Annotated in this window: 20 protein-coding genes; all 20 read left to right on the forward strand. The window is 67.6% G+C overall.

Annotated features, from left to right (window positions below; all coding sequences use genetic code 11):
* Complete coding sequence (locus tag PPSIR1_RS32595) at positions 1 to 732, forward strand: SCO family protein (RefSeq protein WP_086001910.1); 732 nt, start codon at positions 1 to 3, stop codon at positions 730 to 732.
* Complete coding sequence (locus PPSIR1_RS32600) at positions 729 to 1,181, forward strand: c-type cytochrome (protein WP_157596206.1); 453 nt, start codon at positions 729 to 731, stop codon at positions 1,179 to 1,181. Before PPSIR1_RS32595 ends, PPSIR1_RS32600 begins: the two co-directional genes overlap by 4 nt.
* A gap of 269 nt (positions 1,182 to 1,450) precedes the next feature.
* Positions 1,451 to 2,113: a cytochrome c3 family protein gene (locus PPSIR1_RS32605; protein ID WP_006975509.1), complete on the forward strand. Its 663-nt coding sequence runs from the start codon at positions 1,451 to 1,453 to the stop codon at positions 2,111 to 2,113.
* Positions 2,114 to 2,132: 19 nt separating this feature from the next.
* Positions 2,133 to 5,606, forward strand: a complete 3,474-nt coding sequence (locus tag PPSIR1_RS32610) for a 4Fe-4S dicluster domain-containing protein (protein ID WP_006975510.1) — start codon at positions 2,133 to 2,135, stop codon at positions 5,604 to 5,606.
* 3 nt (positions 5,607 to 5,609) lie between these two features.
* Complete coding sequence (nrfD, locus tag PPSIR1_RS32615) at positions 5,610 to 7,004, forward strand: NrfD/PsrC family molybdoenzyme membrane anchor subunit (RefSeq protein WP_006975511.1); 1,395 nt, start codon at positions 5,610 to 5,612, stop codon at positions 7,002 to 7,004.
* Positions 7,005 to 7,014: 10 nt separating this feature from the next.
* Entirely contained in the window at positions 7,015 to 7,560 is a 546-nt protein-coding gene (locus PPSIR1_RS32620; protein ID WP_006975512.1) for a DUF3341 domain-containing protein, read from the forward strand.
* Positions 7,557 to 8,258 (forward strand): c-type cytochrome, encoded by a 702-nt coding sequence (locus PPSIR1_RS32625; RefSeq protein ID WP_006975513.1) that lies wholly within the window; start codon positions 7,557 to 7,559, stop codon positions 8,256 to 8,258. The genes PPSIR1_RS32620 and PPSIR1_RS32625 overlap by 4 nt, the downstream gene beginning before the upstream one ends.
* Entirely contained in the window at positions 8,255 to 9,562 is a 1,308-nt protein-coding gene (locus PPSIR1_RS32630) for a hypothetical protein (protein WP_006975514.1), read from the forward strand. Before PPSIR1_RS32625 ends, PPSIR1_RS32630 begins: the two co-directional genes overlap by 4 nt.
* 28 nt (positions 9,563 to 9,590) lie before the next feature.
* Positions 9,591 to 10,193 carry a hypothetical protein gene (locus PPSIR1_RS44490; protein WP_006975515.1) on the forward strand — a complete coding sequence of 201 codons (603 nt, stop codon included), beginning with the start codon at positions 9,591 to 9,593 and terminating at the stop codon, positions 10,191 to 10,193.
* Between the two features lie 53 nt (positions 10,194 to 10,246).
* Entirely contained in the window at positions 10,247 to 11,113 is an 867-nt protein-coding gene (locus tag PPSIR1_RS32640; protein ID WP_006975516.1) for an SCO family protein, read from the forward strand.
* A gap of 41 nt (positions 11,114 to 11,154) precedes the next feature.
* Positions 11,155 to 12,129: a cytochrome c oxidase subunit II gene (gene coxB, locus PPSIR1_RS32645; RefSeq protein WP_157596207.1), complete on the forward strand. Its 975-nt coding sequence runs from the start codon at positions 11,155 to 11,157 to the stop codon at positions 12,127 to 12,129.
* 18 nt (positions 12,130 to 12,147) lie between these two features.
* Complete coding sequence (gene ctaD, locus PPSIR1_RS32650) at positions 12,148 to 13,776, forward strand: cytochrome c oxidase subunit I (RefSeq protein ID WP_006975518.1); 1,629 nt, start codon at positions 12,148 to 12,150, stop codon at positions 13,774 to 13,776.
* Positions 13,777 to 13,803: 27 nt separating this feature from the next.
* The gene (locus tag PPSIR1_RS32655) at positions 13,804 to 14,475 is read left to right on the forward strand and encodes a cytochrome c oxidase subunit 3 family protein (RefSeq protein ID WP_006975519.1); all 672 of its coding nucleotides are present in this window, start codon (positions 13,804 to 13,806) and stop codon (positions 14,473 to 14,475) included.
* A gap of 13 nt (positions 14,476 to 14,488) precedes the next feature.
* Entirely contained in the window at positions 14,489 to 15,259 is a 771-nt protein-coding gene (locus PPSIR1_RS46870; RefSeq protein WP_006975520.1) for a cytochrome C oxidase subunit IV family protein, read from the forward strand.
* Positions 15,260 to 15,292: 33 nt separating this feature from the next.
* Positions 15,293 to 16,402: a GTP 3',8-cyclase MoaA gene (gene moaA / locus PPSIR1_RS32665; protein WP_006975521.1), complete on the forward strand. Its 1,110-nt coding sequence runs from the start codon at positions 15,293 to 15,295 to the stop codon at positions 16,400 to 16,402.
* 26 nt (positions 16,403 to 16,428) lie between these two features.
* Positions 16,429 to 16,839 carry a cytochrome c maturation protein CcmE gene (locus PPSIR1_RS32670; RefSeq protein WP_086001911.1) on the forward strand — a complete coding sequence of 137 codons (411 nt, stop codon included), beginning with the start codon at positions 16,429 to 16,431 and terminating at the stop codon, positions 16,837 to 16,839.
* Positions 16,840 to 16,873: 34 nt separating this feature from the next.
* Positions 16,874 to 18,925, forward strand: coding sequence for a heme lyase CcmF/NrfE family subunit (locus PPSIR1_RS32675; protein ID WP_006975523.1), 2,052 nt, complete (start codon positions 16,874 to 16,876; stop codon positions 18,923 to 18,925).
* A complete protein-coding gene (locus PPSIR1_RS32680; RefSeq protein WP_006975524.1) occupies positions 18,918 to 19,565 on the forward strand; it encodes a hypothetical protein in 648 nt (215 codons plus the stop codon). The genes PPSIR1_RS32675 and PPSIR1_RS32680 overlap by 8 nt, the downstream gene beginning before the upstream one ends.
* Positions 19,562 to 21,664 (forward strand): Ig-like domain-containing protein, encoded by a 2,103-nt coding sequence (locus PPSIR1_RS48555; RefSeq protein WP_006975525.1) that lies wholly within the window; start codon positions 19,562 to 19,564, stop codon positions 21,662 to 21,664. Before PPSIR1_RS32680 ends, PPSIR1_RS48555 begins: the two co-directional genes overlap by 4 nt.
* Positions 21,665 to 21,671: 7 nt before the next feature.
* Positions 21,672 to 22,394, forward strand: a complete 723-nt coding sequence (locus PPSIR1_RS32690) for an ABC transporter ATP-binding protein (RefSeq protein WP_006975526.1) — start codon at positions 21,672 to 21,674, stop codon at positions 22,392 to 22,394.
* Positions 22,395 to 22,480 lie beyond the last annotated feature (86 nt).

A 22,480-nucleotide genomic window follows, 5' to 3' on the forward strand; every position in this document is an offset into this window, starting at 1 on the left:
ATGGCCACGCAGGCGTCCACGGCTGCTGGGGCAGCAGGATCCGGCCCGGAGGGCATGCCCGAGGGCATGTGGACCGAGCCGGCGCCGTGGATCAAGTTCCTGCGCAAGAACATCTGGTGGATCGGCGGGACCCTGCTCGTCTTGATGATCACCTCGATGCGCTTTTTCCTGGTCCGCCGCCCGCCGCCGCCGCCCATCATCGGCGAGGTCCCGGCGTTCACGCTGGTCGACCACGAGGGCGAGACCTTCACCCGCGACGACCTCCTCGAGGAGGACAAGGTCTGGGTGGTCGGCTTCGTGTTCACGAGCTGTCCGTCCACTTGTCCCGCGGTCAGTCGCGCCATGGTCCTGTTCCAGGAGCAGGTCGCGGCGTCCAAGCTCGAGGATCACATCGAGCTGATCACGGTCACCGTCGACCCGGAGACCGATACGCCCGAGGTCTTGAAAGGCTACGCCGAGAAGATCGGGGCCGATACGCGCAACTGGCGCTTCCTCACCGGAGACTCCGACGCCATCGAGGGCTTCGTCGTCGACGGCTTCAAGCTCGCCGTCGGCGAGAAGCAAGCCATCGAAGGGGCGCCGGGCGTCTACGACATCGCCCACTCCATCAAGCTCGCCCTCGTCGACCGCTTCGGCAACGTCCGCGGCTACTACTCCATCGACGACGAGGGCATGGCCGAACTCTACCACCGCAGCCTCCGGGTCATGCGCATTCGGGAGGAGGGCGAGTGAGGGCCTCCGCGAACGCTACTGCGCGGCTGCGGCTGCTGGGTCTGGGCCTCGCCGCGCTCGGTCTCATGGGCGTCGCGGCCTGTGACGGCGGCGCGCCGACCTTCACCGAGCCCATGACCCTGGGCGGTCGAGAGGTCCCCGCGGAGACCCTCGAGCAGGGGCGCGATCTCTATCGCCGCTACTGTGTGTCCTGCCACGGTGAAGACGGTTCGGGTCAGGGCCCCGCCGCCCGCAACCTCCGCTTCCCGCCCCGCGATTTTCGCAAGGCCGAGTTCACCTTCGCCCCCGAAGGTGCGCTCCCCAGCCACGAAGCCCTCGTCGACCGCATCCGCTCGGGCGTGCCCGAGCGCGGCATGCCCCCCTGGGTCGGCATGAAGGACGAGGATCTGTCGGCCCTCGCCGACTACATCAAGACGTTCTCGCCGCGTTGGAAGGAGGGGGGTGCATGAGCACTCTTCACCGATCCGGCGCGGCTTCACCGTCTCGTCACGCGAGCCCTCAGGGGCCCCCGAGGCGAGTCTTTCGCAACCATCGCATCCACCGGCGCAATCACGCGCTCGTGGGTGGCGTCGACTCGACCCCCCGGTATTGCCACCAGGTCGGCCGACTGATAGGTTGCGCGCCCGTAGGGTCTCGTATGCGCGCGAATTTCGGCGTTTCTGCGAACTCTCAGCCGCTGGGAGCGGCGCCTCGTCGCTCCACCGAAAGGTGAACTGTCGTGCCGGCCATCTTTCCTCGCTGGACCAACAAACTCATCCCCCTCCTGGGCGTCGGTTGCCCGCTGCTCGTCGCGTCGACGATCTTCTCGATCTGGTACTGGTTCTCGCCGTACTACACGGACGCTGGCTACCAGCCGAAGCAGCCCGTGCCCTTCAGCCACGCGCTGCATGCGGGTGACATGGGCCTCGACTGTCGTTACTGCCACAACACCGTCGAGCGCTCGCCTCACGCCGCGATCCCGCCGTCGGCGACGTGCATGAACTGCCACTCGCAGGTCAAGACGGACAGCCCTCGTCTCGCGCTCGTGCGCGCGAGCTACGAGAACGGCGACTCGATCCCCTGGGTCCGCGTTCACCAGCTTCCCGACTACGCCTACTTCGACCACCGGCCCCACGTCGCGGCCGGCGTCGGCTGTGCGAGCTGCCACGGCCGCATCGACGGCATGACCGTGGTCGAGATGAACAAGCCGCTGTCCATGGGTTGGTGCCTGGATTGCCACCGTGAGCCAGAGCCGCACCTGCGGCCCCTGGATCAGGTGACGAACATGCACTGGGACGACGCCGAGTTCGCCGAGGCGAAGGCCGCCTACAACTACCAAGAGGACCCGGAGCGCACGCGGATGCCCAACCCGCCGATGCACTGCTCGGGGTGCCACCGCTAGATCGCTCGGAGGACTATCGATGAGCAAGTCGAAGCAAAACAGCAAGTCCTACTGGCGCAGCGCGTCGCGTCGCAAGACGACGACCCGGCTCAAGGTGCTGGGTTCGCAGGGCGCGGGCGCGGGCCAGGAGTTCGCCCCCGGAGCCGAAGAGCTCGTCGTCGAAGGCGGCGCGTCTCGGCGCAAGTTCATGGGTCTGATCGGCGCCTCCACGGCGCTGGCCGGGCTCAGCTCCTCGGCCTGCGTGCGCAAGCCGGTCGAGCACATCATGCCCTTCGCCAAGCGGCCCGAGGATCGCATCCCCGGCATGCCGCAGTACTTCGCCTCCGCCTACCAGGTTGGTGGCACGGTGATGGGCATCCTGGTCGAGAGCCACGACGGCCGGCCCACGAAGATCGAGGGCAACCCGCAGCACTCGGGCTCGCAGGGCGCCACCGACGTGTTCGCCCAGGCCTCGGTCTTCAACCTCTACGACCCCGACCGCTCGACCGCCGTGTTCTCCACGGAGATCAGCGCCTACACCAAGGGGGCCAAGGAGGAGGCGATCGAGACGCTGTGTCACCACGTCGAGCAGCACACCCTCGAGACCAAGAACTCCATCGACGCCGCCGCGGAGGCCCGCGCCAAGTGTGAGGCCATGGTGGCCGAGGACGGCGGCGCGACCTGGCGCACCGTCGAGCGCGACGGCGCGACCTTGCACGAGGTCAGCGTCAAGTGGGACGCCCAGCTCGAGAGCTCCTGGGAGAACGCCTGGACCAGCCTGCTCCCGACCTTCGAGAAGCTCCACGTCGCCGGCGGCGAGGGCCTCGCGCTGGTCGTGCCGGGCAGCCTCTCGCCGAGCTTCCGCGCGGCGCAGCAGCGCTTCGTCCAGACCTACCCCAAGGCCAAGGTCGTCCTCTCGGACCCGACCTTCCCCGTCAACACCCTCCGCGCCGCGGAGATGGTCGGCGGCGAGGGGGCGGTGACCTTCCACAGCCTCAAGGACGCGTCGGTCATCGTCGCCGTCGACTCGGACTTCCTGAGCACCGAGCAGGACCACGTCCGCCTGGCCCGCGAGTGGTCGGCGCGCCGCAAGGTCCGCGACCCCAGCGACGGGGCCAAGATGAGCCGGCTCTACGCCGTCGAGTCGCACCTCTCGGTCACCGGCGCCGCCGCGGACAACCGCCTGCGCCTGCCCAGCCGGGACATGGTCGACTTCCTGTGCGCGCTCATCATCGAGCTCGTCGAGACCCACGAGCTCGAGCTGCCCCCGGGCACCGAGGCCCTGGGCGCGGTCGTCCGCACCCGCGGCGCCTTCGACGACAAGACCACGCGCTTCGTCGCCGCCCTCGCCGAGGACCTGGTCAACGCGGCCAAGTCCTCCGCCAAGCCGGGCCTGGCCAGCCGCGACATGCCGGCCGTGCTCGTCGGTGAGCGTCAGCCGCCCCTGGCCCACGGCCTCGGCTACCTCATCAGCACGATGCTGCGGGCCTCGAGCTCCAACCCGCCCGGGACCCTGCGCTTCAACCACCGCACGGACACCGTCCCCTACGCGCGCGTCGCCGAGCTGGCCGCGGGCCTCGAGGACGGGACCATCACCCACGTCGTGTGCCTCGGGACCAACCCGGTCTACGACGCCCCCGGGGCCCTCGGCATGGGCGAGAAGCTGGCCAAGGCCGAGCTCCTCGTCCACGCCGGCATGCACCTCGACGAGACCGGCCGGGTCGCCGATTGGCACCTGCCGACCTCGCACTACCTCGAGGCCTGGGGCGACCTGGAGGCCTTCGACGGCACCGTCAGCATCCAGCAGCCGCTCATCGCTCCGCTCTACGGCACGCGCAGCACCCTCGAGATCCTCGAGATGCTCGTCCCGACCAAGGGCGCCGGCGGCGAGTGGGCGCTGAGCCCCATCGAGGTGCCCTCGGCCAAGATCGTCCGCGACTACTGGTCCAACGAGATCGCCAACGGCAGCCGCGGCAACCAGGAGCTGTCCGACGACACCTGGAACACCTGGCTGCACGAGGGCCTGGTCACCGGCGTGCCGCGCAGCCGCCACACCGTCCGTCCGAACCGCTGGTCGGCCTTCGCCGACCTCATGGCGCAGCGCAGCGTCGAGGACGCGCCCTTCGAGGTCGACTTCCACCTCGACCCCAAGGTCCTCGCCGGCGAGTACACCAACAACGGCTGGATGCAGGAGCTGCCCCACCCGATCAGCAAGCTGGTCTGGGACAACGGCGCCTACATCTCCGGGGCCCTCGCCGCCGAGCTCGGCGTCGACAACGGCGACAACCTGGCCATCAAGGTCGGCGACGTCAGCATCCAGGTCCCGGCCTGGATCGCCCCGGGCCAGCACGACCGCACCGTGTCCTTGAACCTCGGCTACGGCCGCGAGGGCATCGGGCTCATCGCCGAGGGCGCGGGCGTCGACGTCAACGTCCTGCGCACCGACGAGCGCGGCTGGTTCGCCGGCGGCGAGGTCTCGCGCGGCTCGGGCACCTACGAGCTCGTGTCGACCCAGGACTTCGGCTACCTCGACCCCGACGGGGAAGAGGGCACGCCCATCGGCATCAACTACGAGCGCCGCCCCCTCTACCGTGAGACCACGGTCAAGGGCTTCGAGGAGGACCCCGAGTTCGCCAAGAAGGGCGACCTGATGCCGCCCGAGCGGATCAAGTCCCCGTGGTCGCGCTACGACCCCGAGACGCACCCCACCCTCGCGGTCCCGGTGCTGACCGGCCCCCACCAGTGGGGCATGGCCGTCGACCTCAACACCTGCACCTCCTGCAACGCGTGCGTCATCGCTTGCCAGGCCGAGAACAACATCCCGGTCGTCGGCAAGAAGGAGGCCGCGAACGGCCGCGAGCTGCACTGGATCCGCATCGACCGCTACTACGTGGGCGACGGCGACGATCCCGATGCGGTGGTCATGCCGGTCGCGTGCCAGCACTGCGAGACCGCGCCCTGCGAGAACGTGTGCCCGGTCCAGGCCACGGCGCACAGCCCCGAGGGCCTCAACGACATGGCCTACAACCGGTGCATTGGCACGCGCTACTGCGCGAACAACTGCCCCTACAAGGTCCGTCGCTTCAACTTCTTCAACTTCAACCGCGGCCGCGTCAACGACCGGGTGTCCATGGACGACATCCCGATCACCGAGCAGATGGCCAAGAACCCCGACGTCACCGTCCGCTTCCGCGGCGTGATCGAGAAGTGCTCGTACTGCGTGCAGCGCATCAACCACGCCAAGATCGAGGCGCACGTCGACGGCAAGGACAAGGTGGCCGACGGGGCCGTCGTGACGGCCTGCGAGCAGGTCTGCCCGACCCAGGCGATCACCTTCGGCGACCTGACCGACCCGAACAGCCGGGTCTCCAAGCTCAAGTACGCCGACGCCAACGAGGACTACACCAAGCGCGAGCCCAGCAAGCGCAACTACCAGCTCCTCTCCGACCTCAACACGGTCCCGCGTACCAGCTACCTGGGCCGCGTCCGCAACCCGAACCCCAAGCTCGCGTGAACCATGGCGACCAAGGCGATTAAAGAACGAGATCCCCTCGATCCAGTCCGCGGCCGGAAGCTCCTCGTCGAGGGCGGCCCGAGCTTCCACGAAGTCACGGAGCAGGTCTGCGTCCCCGTGGAGGACCCCCCGCTGGCGTGGTGGCTGGCCTTCATCCCCTCCCTGGCGCTGCTCGGCGTGTTCGGACTGGCGGTCACCTGGCTGCTGTGGTTCGGCGTCGGTATCTGGGGCTTGAACAACCCGGTCGACTGGGGCTGGGCCATCGTCAACTTCGTGTTCTGGGTCGGCATCGGCCACGCCGGAACGCTGATCTCGGCGATCCTCTTCCTCTTCCGTCAGCAGTGGCGTACGGCGGTCAACCGCTCGGCCGAGGCGATGACCATCTTCGCGGTCATCTGCGCCCTGCAGTTCCCGACCCTGCACACGGGCCGGCCCTGGGCCATCTACTGGTCCCTGCCGATCCCCAACCAGATGGGCATGTGGCCGAACTTCCGCAGCCCGTTGCTGTGGGACGTGTTCGCGGTCGCGACCTACTTCACGGTCTCGCTGCTGTTTTGGTACGTCGGCCTGATCCCCGACCTCGCGACCATGCGCGACCGGGCGACGACCAAGATTCGGCGCCTCGCCTACGGCATCTTCGCCCTGGGCTGGCGCGGCTCCACGCGCCACTGGCAGCACTACGAGAAGGCCTACCTGCTGCTCGCCGGCCTGGCGACGCCCCTGGTCCTCTCGGTGCACACCATCGTTAGCTTCGACTTCGCGGTGTCGCAGCTGCCCGGTTGGCACACGACGATCTTCCCGCCCTACTTCGTCGCGGGCGCCATCTTCTCTGGCTTCGCCATGGTGCTGACGCTGCTCATCCCGATCCGCAAGTGGTACGGGCTCGAGCACATCATCACCATCAAGCACCTCGAGAACATGGCGAAGATCATCCTGCTGACGGGCAGCCTCGTTGGCTACGCCTACGGCATGGAGTTCTTCATCGCCTGGTACTCGGGCAACCCCTACGAGAGCTTCGCCTTCGTCAACCGCGCCTTCGGCCCCTACGCCTGGGCCTACTGGATCATGATTAGCTGCAACGTCATCTCGCCGCAGCTGGTCTGGTTCAAGAAGGTCCGCCGCAGCCCGGTGGCGCTGTTCATCCTGTCGATCTTCGTCAACATCGGCATGTGGTTCGAGCGCTTCGTCATCACGGTGACCTCGCTGCACCGCGACTTCCTGCCGTCGAGCTGGGACTACTACCAGCCGACGATCTGGGACCTGGCGATGCTGGTCGGCTCCTTCGGCCTGTTCTTCACCCTGTTCTGCCTGTTCCTCCGCTACCTGCCGATGATCGCCATCGCCGAGGTGAAGACGGTGATGCCCGAGGCAGACCCGCACCACGGCGACGACCACTAGGAGACTCCTGATGGCCAAGACCAAGGGACCCAAGAAGTTCGGCCTGCTGGCCGAGTACGACACCCCCGGGGCGATCTTCAAAGCTTGCGAGAAGGTCCGCGACGCCGGCTACCGGCGCTGGGACTCCTTCACCCCCTTCCCGGTGCACAACCTCGACAAAGCCATGGGCATCAAGCCCTCGGTGCTGCCGTGGATCGTGTTCGCCTGCGGGATGACGGGTGCCGCCTGCGGCATGCTGCTGCAGTGGTACACGTCGACGATCGTCTACCCCATCGTCATCGCCGGTAAGCCGTTGTTTTCGGCCCAGGCGAACGTGCCCGTGACCTTCGAGGTCGGCATCCTGTTCGCGTCCTTCGGGGCGGTGTTCGGGATGCTGGGGCTGAACAAGCTGCCCGCCTTCCACCACCCGCTGTTCAAGGTCCCCCGCTTCTCGCGGGCGACCGACGACCGCTTCTTCATCGCCATCGAGGCCATCGACCCCAGGTACGACCTCGAGAAGACCAAGAAGCTTCTCGAAGACACCGGGGCCGTGAAGGTCGAGGAGGTCGAGGAATGATGTCTCGCAACCGCTTCGCCATCGCCCTCGCGGGGCTGACCCTGTCGGCCGTCGCAACCACGGGCTGCAACGGCAACCGCTCCGACGCGCCGCCGGTCCACCTCAACTGGAACATGGACTTCCAGCAGAAGCTGGAGGCCCAGGAGGCCAACGAGTTCTTCGCCGACGGTCGCGCCTCGCGGCCCCAGGTCGAGGGCACCATCGCCCGCGGTCAGCTCAAGACCGACAAGCACCTCCACGAGGGGCGGGGCTTCGACGGCCTGCTCGTCGACGAGCTGCCCAAGCAGATCGAGCTCAGCCCCGAGCTGCTCGAGCGCGGCGAGGAGCGCTACAACATCTATTGCCAGCCCTGCCACGACCAGAGCGGTCAAGGCCTGGGTCCGGCGGCCACGCGTGGCGGCGGCTTCAAGGTCGCGCCGGCGAACCTCCACAAGAAGGAGCTTCAGCCCGCGCCCCTCGGCCACTTCTACAGCGTGATCACCTACGGCAAGGGCACCATGCTGCCCTACGCGGCGCAGATCCCCGTCGAGGATCGCTGGGCCATCGCGGCCTGGGTCCGCGTGCTTCAAAACCACGGTCGCACCAAGGGCTGGGACAAGGCCGTTGCGACCACGGCCGCTGCCGCGCCCGCGGCTCCGGCTGAGCCCGCCAAGGACGACGCGGCCGAGCACGAGGCCGCCAAGGGAGGTTCGCAATGAGCGCCCACAAGAAGAAGGTCGCCGACCTCGAGGACAACCAGATCACCGTCGACCCCGGCTCCATCTGGGCCAAGGTGTGGATGGTCGGCATCGGCCTGGCCATCCTCGGCTTCGCCATCGGCTTCGCCGGCCCGTCCCCCTTCAAGGAGGACGACGCCATCCAGGCCAAGCTGTGGACCGGCTACCTCAACGGCTTCATGTTCGCCCTGAGCCTCGGCCTGGGCGGCCTGGTGTTCGTCATCATCCAGCACCTGGTGCGCGCGAACTGGTCCGTGGCCGTGCGCCGCATCGCCGAGCACGCGATGTTCACCCTGCCCTTCGTGGCCCTGGGCGGCATCCCCTTGCTGCTCGGCCCCGGGCACCACGTGTTCGAGTGGATGCACACCGAGCACGTGCTCCACGACCCGATGATCAAGGCCAAGCTGGCCTACCTGAACCACGGCTCGTTCAAGGCGCGCTTCGGCCTCTACCTGGCCATCTGGTCCGGGCTGTCGATCGCGTTTTGGAACTGGTCGCGCAAGCAGGACGACGCCAAGAGCACCGAGGAGGCGGCCGAGTACGCCTACAAGCAGCGCTTCCTGGCGCCCATCGGGCTCATCGCCTTCGCGCTGTCGATGACCTTCGGGGCCTTCGACTTCATGATGTCCCTCGACCCGCACTGGTTCTCGACCATGTACGGCGTCTACATCTTCGCGGGCGTCGCCCTGGCCATCCACTCGCTCCTGGTCGTGGTCATCCACTTCCTGCAGCGCGGGGGGATGCTCAAGGACGTCGTCACGGCCGAGCACTTCCACGACCTGGGCAAGTTCATGTTCGGGTTCACGGTGTTCTGGACCTACATCGGCTTCAGCCAGTACTTCCTGATCTGGTACGCGAACATCCCCGAGGAGACGCACTGGTTCATGTACCGCGCCCACGGGCAGTGGCTGAACCTGAGCTACCTGGTGATCTTCGGCCGCTTCGTGATTCCCTTCTTCCTGCTGCTGCGCCGCGGCTGGAAGCGGAACTCGAACTACCTCGTGTGGATGGCCTTTTGGATCATCTTCATGGAGTTCATCGACATCTTCTGGCTGGTCCAGCCGCCCTTCGCCCACCACGCGGCGAGCCGGGCTGAAGAGGCCGGCGCCATGGAGCTGGCCCACCACTTCCACTCGTACATCAACGTCACCGCGGCCGACGTCGGCTTCTTCGTGGCCTTCGTTGGTGTGTTCCTGACGGTGTTTGGCTACTCGCTCAAGAGCATGAAGCTGGTCCCGATTCAGGACCCGCGCCTCGAAGAGTCGCTCAACCACGAGAACTTCTGAGCCACCGCATCAAGGAAAGGGAACGGACATGTCTGATCACCATCACGATCCCGGTGGGCACGAGCTCGAGGCCATCAACACCAAGCTCTTGTTCCAGCTCGTCGGATCGCTCTCGATCGTGACCCTGCTGGCCTCCATGGGCGTGGTCCAATGGTTCTACCTCCAGCAGCGCGAGCTGCAGGACCGCAACGCCGCCGAGGGCTCGTTCATCCTCAAGGACTACAAGGCCAAGATGGCCGAGGACACCGCGGAGCTCGACGCGTCGGCCAAGGCCGTGCTCGCCGACGCCGGCAAGATGAAGGCGCAGCCCGCCTACCCCGGTTGGGTCAGCCCCGACACCGCGGCCGCTGGCGCCGCCGCGGCGGCCAAGCCCGCCGAGGCCCCGGCGAAGGAGCTGAAGGCTCCCGAGCCCGCCAAGCCCGAGCCCGCCCCCGCAGAGGGGGAGGGCGCCGAGGGTGACGCGCCCGCCCCCACCGAAGAGGCAAAGCCCGCCGAGGAGGCGAAGCCCGAGGCCCCGGCAAAGCCCGCAGAAGCTGCGGATGCGCCCGCCGAAGGTGACAAGCCCGAGAAGCCCGCTAAGCCCGAAGAGGCCCCGGCGAAGCCCGAGCCCGCCAAGGCCGACGGCGAGTAATCGCTCTCCTCCCCCCAAGCCCCAGCCCCAGCCCCAGCCATTCACTCGCTGCCATGAAACGCCTGCTCATCGCGCTCTCGCTCATCGGAGGTCTGACCATCTCCGCTGGCGACGCTCGTGCGGCGCGGCCGGGCAACGACGGCATCCAGCTGGGACAATCGGGCAACCGCAACCTCTCGCCCGAGGCCAACGAGGTCGGCGTCGACGAGATGCTCGGGGGCGTGGTCGACATGGACCTCGAGTTCGTCGACCACACGGGCGAGAAGGTCCGCCTCGGCGACTACTTCGACGGTGAGCGCCCCGTGCTCATCACCCTCAACTACTACCGCTGCCCGACCCTGTGCAGCCTCCAGCTCAACGGCCTGACCCGCGCGCTGGAGAAGTTCGAGTGGACCCCCGGCGAGCAGTACCGGGTCGTCACCGTCAGCATCGACCCGCGCGAGACCACCGAGATCGCCGCGGGCAAGCGCGACAGCCACCTCGAGGCCCTCGGCCGCGGGGACGTCGACTGGAACTTCCTCACCGGCGACGCCTTGCAAGTCCGCATGCTCGCCGCGCAGCTCGGCGTGGGCTACGCCTACGACGCCGAGCAAGATCAGTACGCGCACCCCGCCGTGCTGATGTTCGTTTCGCCCAAGGGCAAGATTGCCCGCTACGTCTACGGGCTCGAGTACAACCCCGCCGACATCAAGTTCGCGTTGATGGAGGCCGCCGAAGGGCGGGTGGGGAGCACCGTGGACAAAATCATTCTCTCCTGCTTCCACTACGACGCGACGTTGGGGAAGTACGGACCCTTCGCGATGGGGATCATGCGCCTTGGAGGCGTAGCCATGATCTTCATCGTCGGCATTCCACTGGTCTTCGTCTGGCGACGTGAACGTCGCGGACGCATTGCCATCGAGATGGAGGCACGAGCGTGATCGCCTATTTCATTCCCCCCGAGAAGCTCGGGACACCCCCGATGTCGGACTCCCCCTGGGAGCTCCTGCCGACCGCGTCCAACCACGCGCAGTCCCTTGACGGGCTCTACATCTTGCTCACCGCGGTGACCGGCATCTCCTTCGTGCTGGTCATCGGGACGATGTTCTACTTCATGTGGAAGTACAAGATGAAGTCCGAGGACGACAAGACCTCGCCGTTGACCCACAACGGCAAGCTCGAGTTCGCCTGGAGCGCCATCCCGGCCATCTTCCTCATGGTGTTCTTCGTCTGGGGTGAGCTCGACTTCGTCAAGCTCAGCTCGCCGCCGGCGGACTCCATCGACATCCACGTCACCGGTCAGAAGTGGTACTGGACCTTCGAGTACCCCGGGCGCCCCGTCGCGGCGACCACCGAGGTCGAGGACGGCGAGATTGCCCCGCTGCTGGTCGTGCCCAAGGGCCAGGCCGTGCGCCTGACGATGACCTCCAAGGACGTCATCCACTCCTTCTACATCCCGGCCTTCCGGGTCAAGAAGGACGTCGTCCCCGGGCGCTACACCTACGTCTGGTTCGAGGCCACCGAGCTCGGTGACTTCCCCGTGTTCTGCACCGAGTACTGCGGCGACGAGCACTCCTCGATGCTCGCGGTCGTCCGAGTCGTCGAGCCCGAGGACTACAAGGCCGAGGTCGCGGCCGCGACCACCCTCGAGCAGGGCGAGGGCGAGAGCCTCGAGCAGTTCGGCGAGAAGGTCTACAAGGCCTTCGCCTGCAACTCCTGCCACAACACCGACGCGACCCGGAAGGTCGGGCCCGGCTTCGGCGGCCTCTACGGCAAGTCCGAGAACCTGGCCGACGGCAGCAGCGTCGAGGCGGACGAGAACTACATCCGCGAGTCGATCATGGAGCCCAACGCCAAGATCGTCGCGGGCTACACCCCGCAGATGCCCTCCTTCGCGGGCCAAATCAACGACGAGCAGCTCAACGCGCTGATCGCCTACATCAAGTCGCTCAAGTAGCAGATTGGGAGATTGAGCATGTCTGACGACAAGAACCACGAGGCCGTCGAGCCTAGTTACCTGACGGCCAAGAAGGGCCTGATGTCTTGGCTGATCACCGTCGATCACAAGCGCATCGGGTTGATGTACCTGGCCGCGACCATGTTCTTCTTCTTGGTCGCCGGCCTCCTGGCCATCGCGCTGCGCACCGAGCTGTTCACCGGGCAGCAGGACTTCATGTCCGCCCAGACCTACAACAAGGTCTTCACGCTGCACGGCGCCATCATGGTGTTCCTGTTCATCATCCCCTCGGTCCCGGCGGCCATGGGGAACTTCGTCCTGCCCCTGATGCTGGGCGCCAAGGACGTGGCCTTCCCGAAGCTCAACCTGCTGAGCTTCTACATCTACTGCATCGCGGCGATCATGCTGGTCATGACCCTGCTGCTGGGGTCCCTGGACACGGGCTGGACCTTCTATACGCCCTACTCCAAGTCGACCGGATCCGCGGTGATCATGGCGACGATGGGGGCCTTTGTAGCGGGCTTCTCATCGATTTTGACGGGCCTGAACTTCGTGGTCACCGTCCACAAGATGCGCGCCCCGGGCATGACCTGGAACCGCATGCCGCTGATGATCTGGGCCCTCTACGCCACGGCGCTGATCCAGATCATGGCCACGCCGGTCCTGGCCATCACCTTGTTCCTGCTCATCATCGAGCGGACCCTCAACATCGGCATCTTCGACCCGGCCATGGGCGGCGACCCGGTGCTGTACCAGCACTTCTTTTGGTTCTACAGCCACCCCGCCGTCTACATCATGATCTTGCCGGGCTTCGGCATCATCTCGGAGATCATCACCGTCCACAGCCGCAAGCACATCTTCGGCTACCGGGCGATTGCGATGTCCTCCGTGGCCATCGCGGTCATCTCCTTCATCGTGTGGGGCCACCACATGTTCGTGTCGGGCCAGTCCGAGCTCGCCGGCGTGGTGTTCTCCTTCCTGACCTTCGCGGTCGCGGTGCCCACGGCCATCAAGGTGTTCTCGTGGGTGGCGACGCTCTACGGGGGCTCGATCCGCTACACCACGCCGATGTGGTACGGCCTCGTGTTCCTGTGGACCTTCACCATCGGCGGGCTGACGGGCGTCTACCTCGGCACCCTGTCCGTGGACGTCCACCTCCACGAGACCTACTTCGTGGTCGCGCACTTCCACTACGTCATGGTCGGCGGCACCGTCGTCGCCTTCCTCGGCGGCCTCTACCACTGGTGGCCGAAGTTCTTCGGCCGGATGTACAACGAGACCGCCGGCAAGATCTCGGCGCTGCTGGTGTTCATCGGCTTCAACATGACCTTCCTGACCCAGTTCTTCTTGGGTCACCAGGGCATGCCCCGCCGCTACTACGCCTACCTGCCCGAGTACGAGGTCATGCACCAGGTCTCGACCATCGGCTCGTGGATCCTGGCCCTGGGCCTGTTCACGGTGCTCGGCACCCTGGTCATGGCGCTCAAGAACGGCGAGCGCGCCCCCGCGAACCCGTGGAAGGCCGTGAGCCTCGAGTGGCAGACCGCCAGCCCGCCCATCGAGCACAACTTCCACATGACCCCCCGCGTCACCGGCAGTCCCTACGACTTCCCGGAGATCGACAAGTCGGCCGGGGCTCACCACTGACCCCACCTGCGCACTGGAGGACGATCCATGAGCAGCAACGCACACGATCACGACGAGGAACGCCCCTGGTTCCTCGCCCACCACTTCGACACCGTCGGGCAGCAGATGAGCTCGGCCAAGCTGGGCATGTGGCTGTTCGCATGCACGGAGCTGCTGATGTTCAGCGGCTTGTTCCTGGCCTACTTCATCCTCCGGAAGATGTACCCGGAGATGCTGTTGACGGCCTCGGAGGAGCTCAACAAGACCCTCGGTGGCCTCAACACCATCGTGCTCTTGTTCTCCTCCTACACCATGGCCCTCGGTGTCCGGGCGGCGCAGACGAACAACAAAAAGGCGCTCGAGCGCAACCTGATCATCACGATCGTCTGCGCCTTCATCTTCTTGATCGTCAAGTACTTCGAGTACAGCGCCAAGATCCACCACGGCCTGCTGCCCGGTGACCTGTTCGCCGCGGCCGAGCACGGCTACCACCTGCCGAAGTACTCCAAGGTCTTCTACGGGCTCTACTTCACGATGACCGGGCTCCACGGTGTCCACGTCGTCGTGGGTATCGGCGTGCTGACCTGGATCCTGATCCGCGCCCGACGCAGCGAGTTCAGCTCGCAAAACTACGTCGCGGTCGAGAACGCCGGTATCTACTGGCACATCGTCGACCTGGTGTGGATTTTCCTGTTCCCCCTGCTCTACCTGGTGAAGTGAGGAGGCCCTAGCCATGTCCGATCCCAAGGTTTTCCTGAACGGTAAGCCCGTCGAGCATCCCCACGAGGACCACCACCACGTCACGCCCGTCTGGCAGTTCACGGCGGTGTTCATCGCCCTGCTGTTCCTGACGATCCTGACCTACGCGGTGTCCTTCGCGGGCCTCGGCCCCGCCAGCCTCCCCGTCGCGATGGCCGTCGCCATCTGCAAGGGCAGCCTGGTGGTGCTCTTCTTCATGCACCTCGCCTACGAAGACCGCTTCTACGCCTTCGTGTTCGTGGTCTCGCTGATCTTCATCGCCATCTTCTTCACGTTCACGCTGTTCGACATGAGCACCACGGACGAGCTCAACGAAGAGGCCGGCATCGAGTTCCAGCGCCACGTCATGGACCAGGCGGAGGCCCTCGAGAACCCGCCCGAGCCGCCGCCGCCGAAGGCCACGGTGGGGCTGAGGCCAAGGCCGAGGGTGAGGCCAAGGCCGAGGGTGAGCACGGCGGCGGGCACTGAGCCCCAAGCTCCGCTGCACCCACGCCAGAGAGGGCTCGGTCGTCGACCGGGCCCTTTCTTCTTTGGTTTGCACTTTGCGTCAGGGTTGGCGGCGCTTGGCGGTGGGGGTCAGCGTTGGCTGCGCCCGACAAGCTCACTCAAAGCCGCGCGCGAGGGCGGTTACGTGGCCCAGAACGCGGTAGGTCACCGATGTGGTGGGTGCACCGGTCACGGGGCTATGGCAATCTACGCTCGAAGTGGTGTGTTTGCGCCCCACATCGGCGTTTTGCGTCGTTGAGCCGGTTTCGCGCCCCCGAAAGGGTGTGCGCCGATGAAGCTGGTCCAGCTGCGCCGCTCGAAGGTCGAGCTCGGCTCGGGTGGGGTCGAGGGCGAGGGCGGGTCCGTCGAGCCTGGCTGGGCGGATCTGAGCGACCGGCAGCAGCGACGCGTCCGCTACCTGCGGATGAGCCTGACGGACCGCTGCTCCATGCGCTGCACCTACTGCATGCCGCCCGAGGGCATCGAGCACGTCGCCCGCAGCGAGGTGCTCAGCCTCGAGGAGGTCGCCCTCGTCGCCGAGGCCTTCGCCCGCTGGGGGGTCGAGCGCGTGCGCCTGACTGGGGGCGAGCCGACCTTGCGTCGGGGCCTGGCCGCGCTGGTCGAGCGCCTCGCCCAGACCCCCGTCGGGGCGCAGGGGGAGGGCGCGACCCTCGAGGTAGCGATGACCACCAACGGCGAGCGCCTCGTCGAGCTCGCCGAGCCCCTGAAGGCCGCGGGCCTGGGCAGCCTGACCGTCAGCGTGGACAGCCTCGACCCCGAGCGCTTCGCCGCGATCACCCGCCGCGACCGCCTGGCCAAGGTCCGCGAGGGCATCGCGGCCGCGAGCGCGGCGGGCTTTCGCCTCAAGCTCAACACCGTCGCGCTCCAGGGCTTCAACCACGACGAGCTCGCCGAGCTGTGTCGCTTTGCCTGGGGCCACGACGCCACGCCGCGCTTCATCGAGCTCATGCCCATGGCCGGGGGGCGGCTGTTCGTCCCCGGCGAGCTCATGCCCGCCGCGGCGATCCGCGAGACCCTGATCCAGGGGCTGGGCGCCGGGGCACTCGAGGCCGAGGGCCGACCCGCGGGCCCGGTCGGCCCGGCCCGCTACTGGCGCGTGCGCGGCGGAGCCCACGACGGCCGCCGCTTCGGGATCATCTCCGCGATGACCGAGAACTTCTGCGATACCTGCAATCGACTGCGGGTATCGGCCACGGGTCAGCTTCACGCCTGCCTCGCGCGCGATGACGCAGGGGACCTCCGAGCGGCCCTACGCAGCGGAATTCCGGGTCGGCTCGCCGCCGTCGTCGCCGCGGCGCTGGGGCAAAAGCGAGACACCCACGGCTTCGAGATTGACGGCTCAGGCGGGCCACAAAAAGCGATGATCAGCATCGGCGGCTAAGCTGCCCGAGAAGGACGAGACACGTCATGGCACTCAACACTGCAACCCAATTCGCCATCGGTGGCGTGGTCCTCGCGGCCGTCGCCTTCCTCGTGTTCTCTTCCCCCGACGAGGGCGTGCTCGAGTACGTCTACGTCGACAAGGTCGTCGCCAGCCCCGACGACTACGGCGAGCGCGAGTTCAAGGTCCACGGCAACGTCGTCGAGGACTCGCTGCGCCAGGACGAGGCCGGCGACTACCACTTCGTCATCGAGTACAAGGGCAAGCGCCTCAAGGTCGTCTACACGGACCTGCTCCCCGACACCTTCATGGAGGGCGGCGAGGTCGTGATGACGGGTCGCCTCAAAGACGGCGACACGCTGCACAGCAAAGAGATGACGGCCAAGTGCCCGTCGAAGTACGAAGAAGAGCCGGGCGCCCCAGCCAAGCAGAGCTGAGCTCACCCCCCATCGCCTTCTCAGGAGCTCAGCCATGCGTGTCGCAGATCTCGGAACCCTCTCCCTCGTCGTCCTCTTTGCCGTGTGCCTGGCGACCATCGCCATGGCCATGCTCGGCGCCCGCCGCCGCTCCGCTCGTCTCGTCGAGGGCGCGGTCCAGGGCATCTACGCCATGGCCGGCCTGGCCACGTTCGCGTCCTCGCTGATCATCTACGCGTTCTTGGCCGACGACTTCTCCATCCAGTACGTCCACCACACCAGCGACTCGGCGATGCCGCTGTTCTACAAGATCACCGCCTTTTGGGGTGGTCTAGACGGCTCGCTGCTGTTTTGGGTGCTGCTGCTGAGCCTGTTCTCGGCCCTGGCGGTGCGCGCCAATCGACACCGCCACGAGGAGCTCATCCCTCACGTGGTCTGGATCCTCGCGGTCATCAACCTGTTCTTCGTCGCGCTGCTGATCTTCGTCAAGAACCCCTTCGAGCCCTTCATGCTCGAGCCGGAGATGGCGGGGGCGCCCCGGGGCCTGAACCCGCTGCTGCAAAACGCCTACATGATCATCCACCCGCCCAGCCTCTACCTGGGCTACGTGTCGCTGGCGGTGCCCTACGCCTTCGGCATGGCGGCGGTGATCACCGGCACGGTCGACTCGGCGTGGCAGCGCAGCGTCCGGCGCTGGACCCTGTTCAGCTGGTCCTTCCTGTCCTTCGGGCTCGTGCTCGGCGGGCTGTGGGCTTACGAGGAGCTGGGCTGGGGCGGCTACTGGGCCTGGGACCCGGTCGAGAACGCGGGGCTGATCCCCTGGTTCACGGCCACGGCCTTCCTGCACTCGATCATGATTCAAGAGCGCCGCGGCATGCTCAAGCGCTGGAACGTGGCCCTGGTCATCTTCAGCTTCTGGCTGAGCATCATGGGCACCTTCCTGACGCGCTCGGGGGTGGTCCAGAGCGTGCACGCCTTCGGCAAGGACCCGCAGCTGGCGTGGATCTTCGGAATTTTTCTAGTCGTGATCTTGGTCGGCAGCTTCGGCGTGTTGATCTGGCGCTGGGACCTGCTGCGCGCCCGGTCTGAGCTCGAGAGCCCGATGAGCCGCGAGTTCGCCTTCCTGATCAACAACTGGATCTTGCTGGGGATGGCCTTCTTCGTGCTCGGCTCGACGATCTGGCCGACGCTGAGCGAGTGGATCCTCGACGACCGGATCACCATCCGAGAGAGCCACTACAACCACTACATGACGCCCGCGGGCCTGGCCCTGTTGCTGCTCATGGGCGTGGGCCCGCTGCTGGCTTGGCGGCGGACCTCGACGGAGAGCCTGCAAAAGCAGTTCACCATTCCGCTGCTGTTCGGCGTCGTGGGCACGCTGTTGGCCATGGGCCTCGAGGCTCGGCGCCTGGCGGGGGTGCTCGCGGAGATGGGCGAGGCGGCCCCCTCGGCCAAGGAGCTGGGCGCGGCCTTCGGCGACCACGTGTGGGCCCTGGCGTGCTTCGGCCTGTGCGCGTTCACCTTGGCGACCATCGCCCAGGAGTTCGCCCGCGGCATCTCGGTGGCCAAGCGCAACAACCCCAAGCTCTCGGTCGTCGACGCCGGCATCCGCTTGCTGCTCAAGGCCCGGCGCCGCTACGGCGGCTACGTCATCCACCTCGGCGTGGTCTTGATGTTCTTCGGCTTCGCCGGCAAGTCCTACGGGGTCGACCGCAAGATCAACGCCACGCCGGGTGACGTCATCGCCCTGGGCGACTACGAGATCCGCCACAACGGGCTCACGGCCACGGAGGACTGGCAAAAGCAGATGATCACCGCGGAGCTCGAGGTGATCCGCAACGGCCGGGTCGTCGACGTGCTCGAGCCGGCGCGCTGGTGGTACTTCCAGCTGCCCGAGCAGCCGACCACCGAGGTCTCGCGGCACATGAGCGTGGGCGAGGACGTCTACGCCTCGATGCAGACCGTGGACATGACCACCGGCGTCACGCAGCTGCGCCTGTTCATCAACCCCCTGGTCAACTGGGTGTGGGTGGGCACGACGATCATGCTGCTGGGCGCGGCGATCTGCATCGGGACCAAGAAGAAGAAGGGCGCCACGCATGAGTGAGGCGAGCCAGGGGAGTCCGGCCCCGCAGGGGCCGCGCGGGCACAAGGCCAAGACCGACGACGACCTGCGCCTGGTCTCGACGGCCGCGTTCGCGGCCCTGAGCGTGGTCCTCGTCGGTCTGGTGCTCATGGGCCTGATGGCCTTCGTCGGGGTCGAGCTCGACGCGCCCACGCTGGCCCTGGCGCTGACCTGCGCGGTGATGATCTGGTCGCTGCGCGGGATGTGGAACATCGTCGTGGCCCTGACCCGGCCGCAGGCCGCGACCTTGGTCGTCGAGGCCGAGGCGGGGGCCGAGCACTCGACCCTCGCCGAGCTGCGCGAGGAGAAGCGCCGCGTGCTCCGAGCCATCAAGGAGCTGGAGTTCGACCACGACATGGGCAAGCTGTCCGACGAGGACTTCGAGGAGATCAGCGCGCGCTACAAGCTGCGGGCCATCGAGGTCATGCGCCGCCTCGACCAGGACAAGGAGATCCACCCCTTGCTCGTCGCGCACCTGCAGGCGATCGAGAGCTGGGGCGGGCTGCTGGACGAAGACGGCGACCAGGGTGACGAGCCCGACGAGCCCGACGCGTCCGTGGATGAGGCGCCCGAGGACGCGTCGAGCGACGAGGTCGTCGTGCACGTCGGAGGGCCCCAATGAGGCGCGCGAAGCTTCGGCTCGCCCTGAGCGCGGCGCTGGGCCTGGGCCTGGCCGTGGGCACGTCGAGCGTCGCCTTCGCCGGGCCGCCCGCGGGCATGCCCGACCCCAGCCGCATGTCCGGGATCCCGCGCCCCGATCCCCAGCTCGCGCCGGGCACCGTGACCGTGCGCTGCCTCGACGGGAGCTTCGCCAACCCGGCGATCGGCGTGACCGTGACCCTCGAGGTCCAGACGGCCGGCGGAGAGACCAAGCGCCTCGAGGCCCAGACCGTCGAGCAGGGCAGGGCGAGCTTCTCGATCGCCGAGCACATCGGCGCGACGGTGACGGCCTCGGCGACCATCGGCGACGAGCAGCTGCGCTCGCAGAGCTTCGCGCTCACGGCCCAGGCCGGCGTCGCGCTCTTGCTCGTGCGCCCTGGCAACGGAGCCGGAGCCGGAGCCGGGACGCCGCCCCAGGGCGCCCCGAACCACGGCGGCCAGGGGGCGGTGCCCATGCCGGGCAAGCCCTTCGCCCTCGCCGGTCGCCCCGCGGGTCAGCTGATCGTCGGCGCCCTCGATCTGGGCCGCAACGCCGAGGGCGAGAAGCAGGGCGAGCTCGGGCCCATCGAGGGCATCGAGATTCGCCTCGAGATTCGCCGCCCCGAGGACGCCGCGGACGCGGAGCCCGAGGTCCGCAAGGCGACCTCCGACGCCGAGGGCCGGGTCAGCTTCGAGGGCCTGCACGAGGCCCTGCCCGCCGGCAGCGTGCTCGTGGTCGAGGCGACCCTCGAAGACGGCGCCGAGCCGACGCGCTCGCAGGAGCTGACCGTCGGCGCCCCCGACTTTCGCCTGGGGATCATGGCCTACGCCGTGGTCCTGGCCAAGGGCGCCATGCCTGCCGATGGCGCGGCAGGAGGCGCGCCGAGCCAGGCGCAGCCCCCGGTCGCCCCGCCGCCGCGCATGGCCTTGCCCGGACCCCGCGTCGACAAGAGCCTGGCCCGCGGCCAGGTCCGCGTGCTGCTCGTCGACGCCCGCGACAAGCCCGTCGCCAACCAGCTGGTGACGGTGCATAGCAGCCAGACCTCGGGGGACTCGAGCGACCGCAGCGGGACCACCGACGAGCGCGGCGAGGTGATCATCGACGGGGTCACCGTCGACCAGGACACCCTGGCCCAGGTCCGGGTGGTCTACGACGGCGCGCCCTACAGCTCGACGCTGTTCGAGATGCCCGAGGCCCAGGGCGCCATCGTGCCTCTGCGCGTGTTCGAGGCGACCAGCGACCGCCAGCGGGTGCGCAGCGCCCTGCAGATCGACGTGCTCCCCCGGGAGAACGACTTCGCCTCGGTGACCTTGATGTACGCGGTCTTCGTCGACGGCGACGAGGCCTTTTGGGTGCCCGGGGGCATGCGCCTCCACGCCCCGGACGGGACCAAGTCCGTGCACGTGCTGCCCGAGGCCGAGGACTGGCTGTTCCACGACGGCGAGGCCCCCTGGGTCGACGTCGACCGGCCGCTCTTGCCCGGCCAGGAGATACGCCTGAGCTTCGCCGTGGGCATCCAGCACGACGGCTCGTTGGAGCTCGACTGGAGCGCGCCCTTCCCCCTGGTTCCGGACGCCTCGATCGTCTCCGTGCCCGCGGAGCTCGACGTCACCCACGGCGTCGCCGGGGCCCCAGAGGTCAACCCCCACGCCGGCCGCGACGGCGGCCCCATCGAGCTCTACAAGCTCGGCCACGACCGCTTCGTGCCTCGGATCTGCGACTACATGGCCGCCGAGGGTCACGCCTGCAACGTGGGCCTGTGGGGCGGCAGCGACATGAGCGTCGTCGTCGAGGGGCTGCCGGTGCGCAGCCGAATTTGGCCCTACACGGCGTGGTTCCTCCTCGCCCTGGGGGTGATCGGCACCGGCCTCGGCATCGGCCTGCGTCCGCGGGTCAGCCCGCGCGAGGCCTTGCTCAAGCGCCGCGACACGCTGATCGCTGCTCTGGTCGAGATGGACGCGACCCAGGCACAGGCGCCCGCGAAGGCGAGCGCCGAGCGTGGCCGGGAGCGCAAGCGCCTGGTCGAAGCCCTCGATCGGGTCTACCGCCAGCTCGAGGCCCTCGGCGCCGACCAAGGCTGAGTTGCCCGTGAGTCCGTCCGCGAGCGTGCTGCCCGTCGAGCTGCGCCAGATCCGGCGTCGCTTTGGCCGCAAGGCCGTGCTCCGCGGCGTCGATCTGCGCGTCGAGTCCGGGGAGATCGTCGCCCTGCTCGGGGCCAACGGCGCGGGCAAGACCACGCTCTTCTCCATCCTCGTCGGTCTGCTGCAGCCCGACGAGGGGGCGCGCTGCTTCGCGGGCGCGGTCCACGAGGACATCGGCGTCGAGCTGCGTCGACGGCTGGCGTGGCTGGCCCACAGCCCGCAGCTCTACGGTCTGCTCAGCGCCCGGGAGAACGTCGAGCTCTTCGTCGAGCTCGCGGGCCACGCCAGCACCAAGGCCGAGCTCGAGCCGACGGCGGTGCTCACCCGCTTGGGCCTGGGCGAGGTCGTCGAGCGTCCGGTGCAGACCTTCTCCCGGGGCATGGCGCAGCGCGTGGCCCTGGCGCGGGCCCTGGCCCTCGAGCCCGAGCTGCTGATCCTCGACGAGCCCTTCACCGCCCTCGATCGCAGCGGCCGGGGCCTGCTCGCCGAGCTGCTCCGCGCCGAGGCGAAGGGGGGCGCTGCCATCTTGTTGTCGAGCCACGACCTGGACATGGTCGCGGGCGTCGTCGATCGGGCCTTGATGCTCGACGAGGGCGTGATTCGCAGCGAGGTCGCGCGGGAGCCTGGAGAGGGCGTCGAGGCCTTCCGCGCGAAGCTCGCCGCGATGTGAGCCTCGCGTTCCCGGAAAACCATGACCCATGAAGAATTCATGGGATGATGTAAGATTATATCTGACATGTAGCATTTTACGTACAT

This window comes from Plesiocystis pacifica SIR-1 (genome assembly GCF_000170895.1).
GTDB lineage: Bacteria > Myxococcota_A > Polyangia > Nannocystales > Nannocystaceae > Plesiocystis > Plesiocystis pacifica.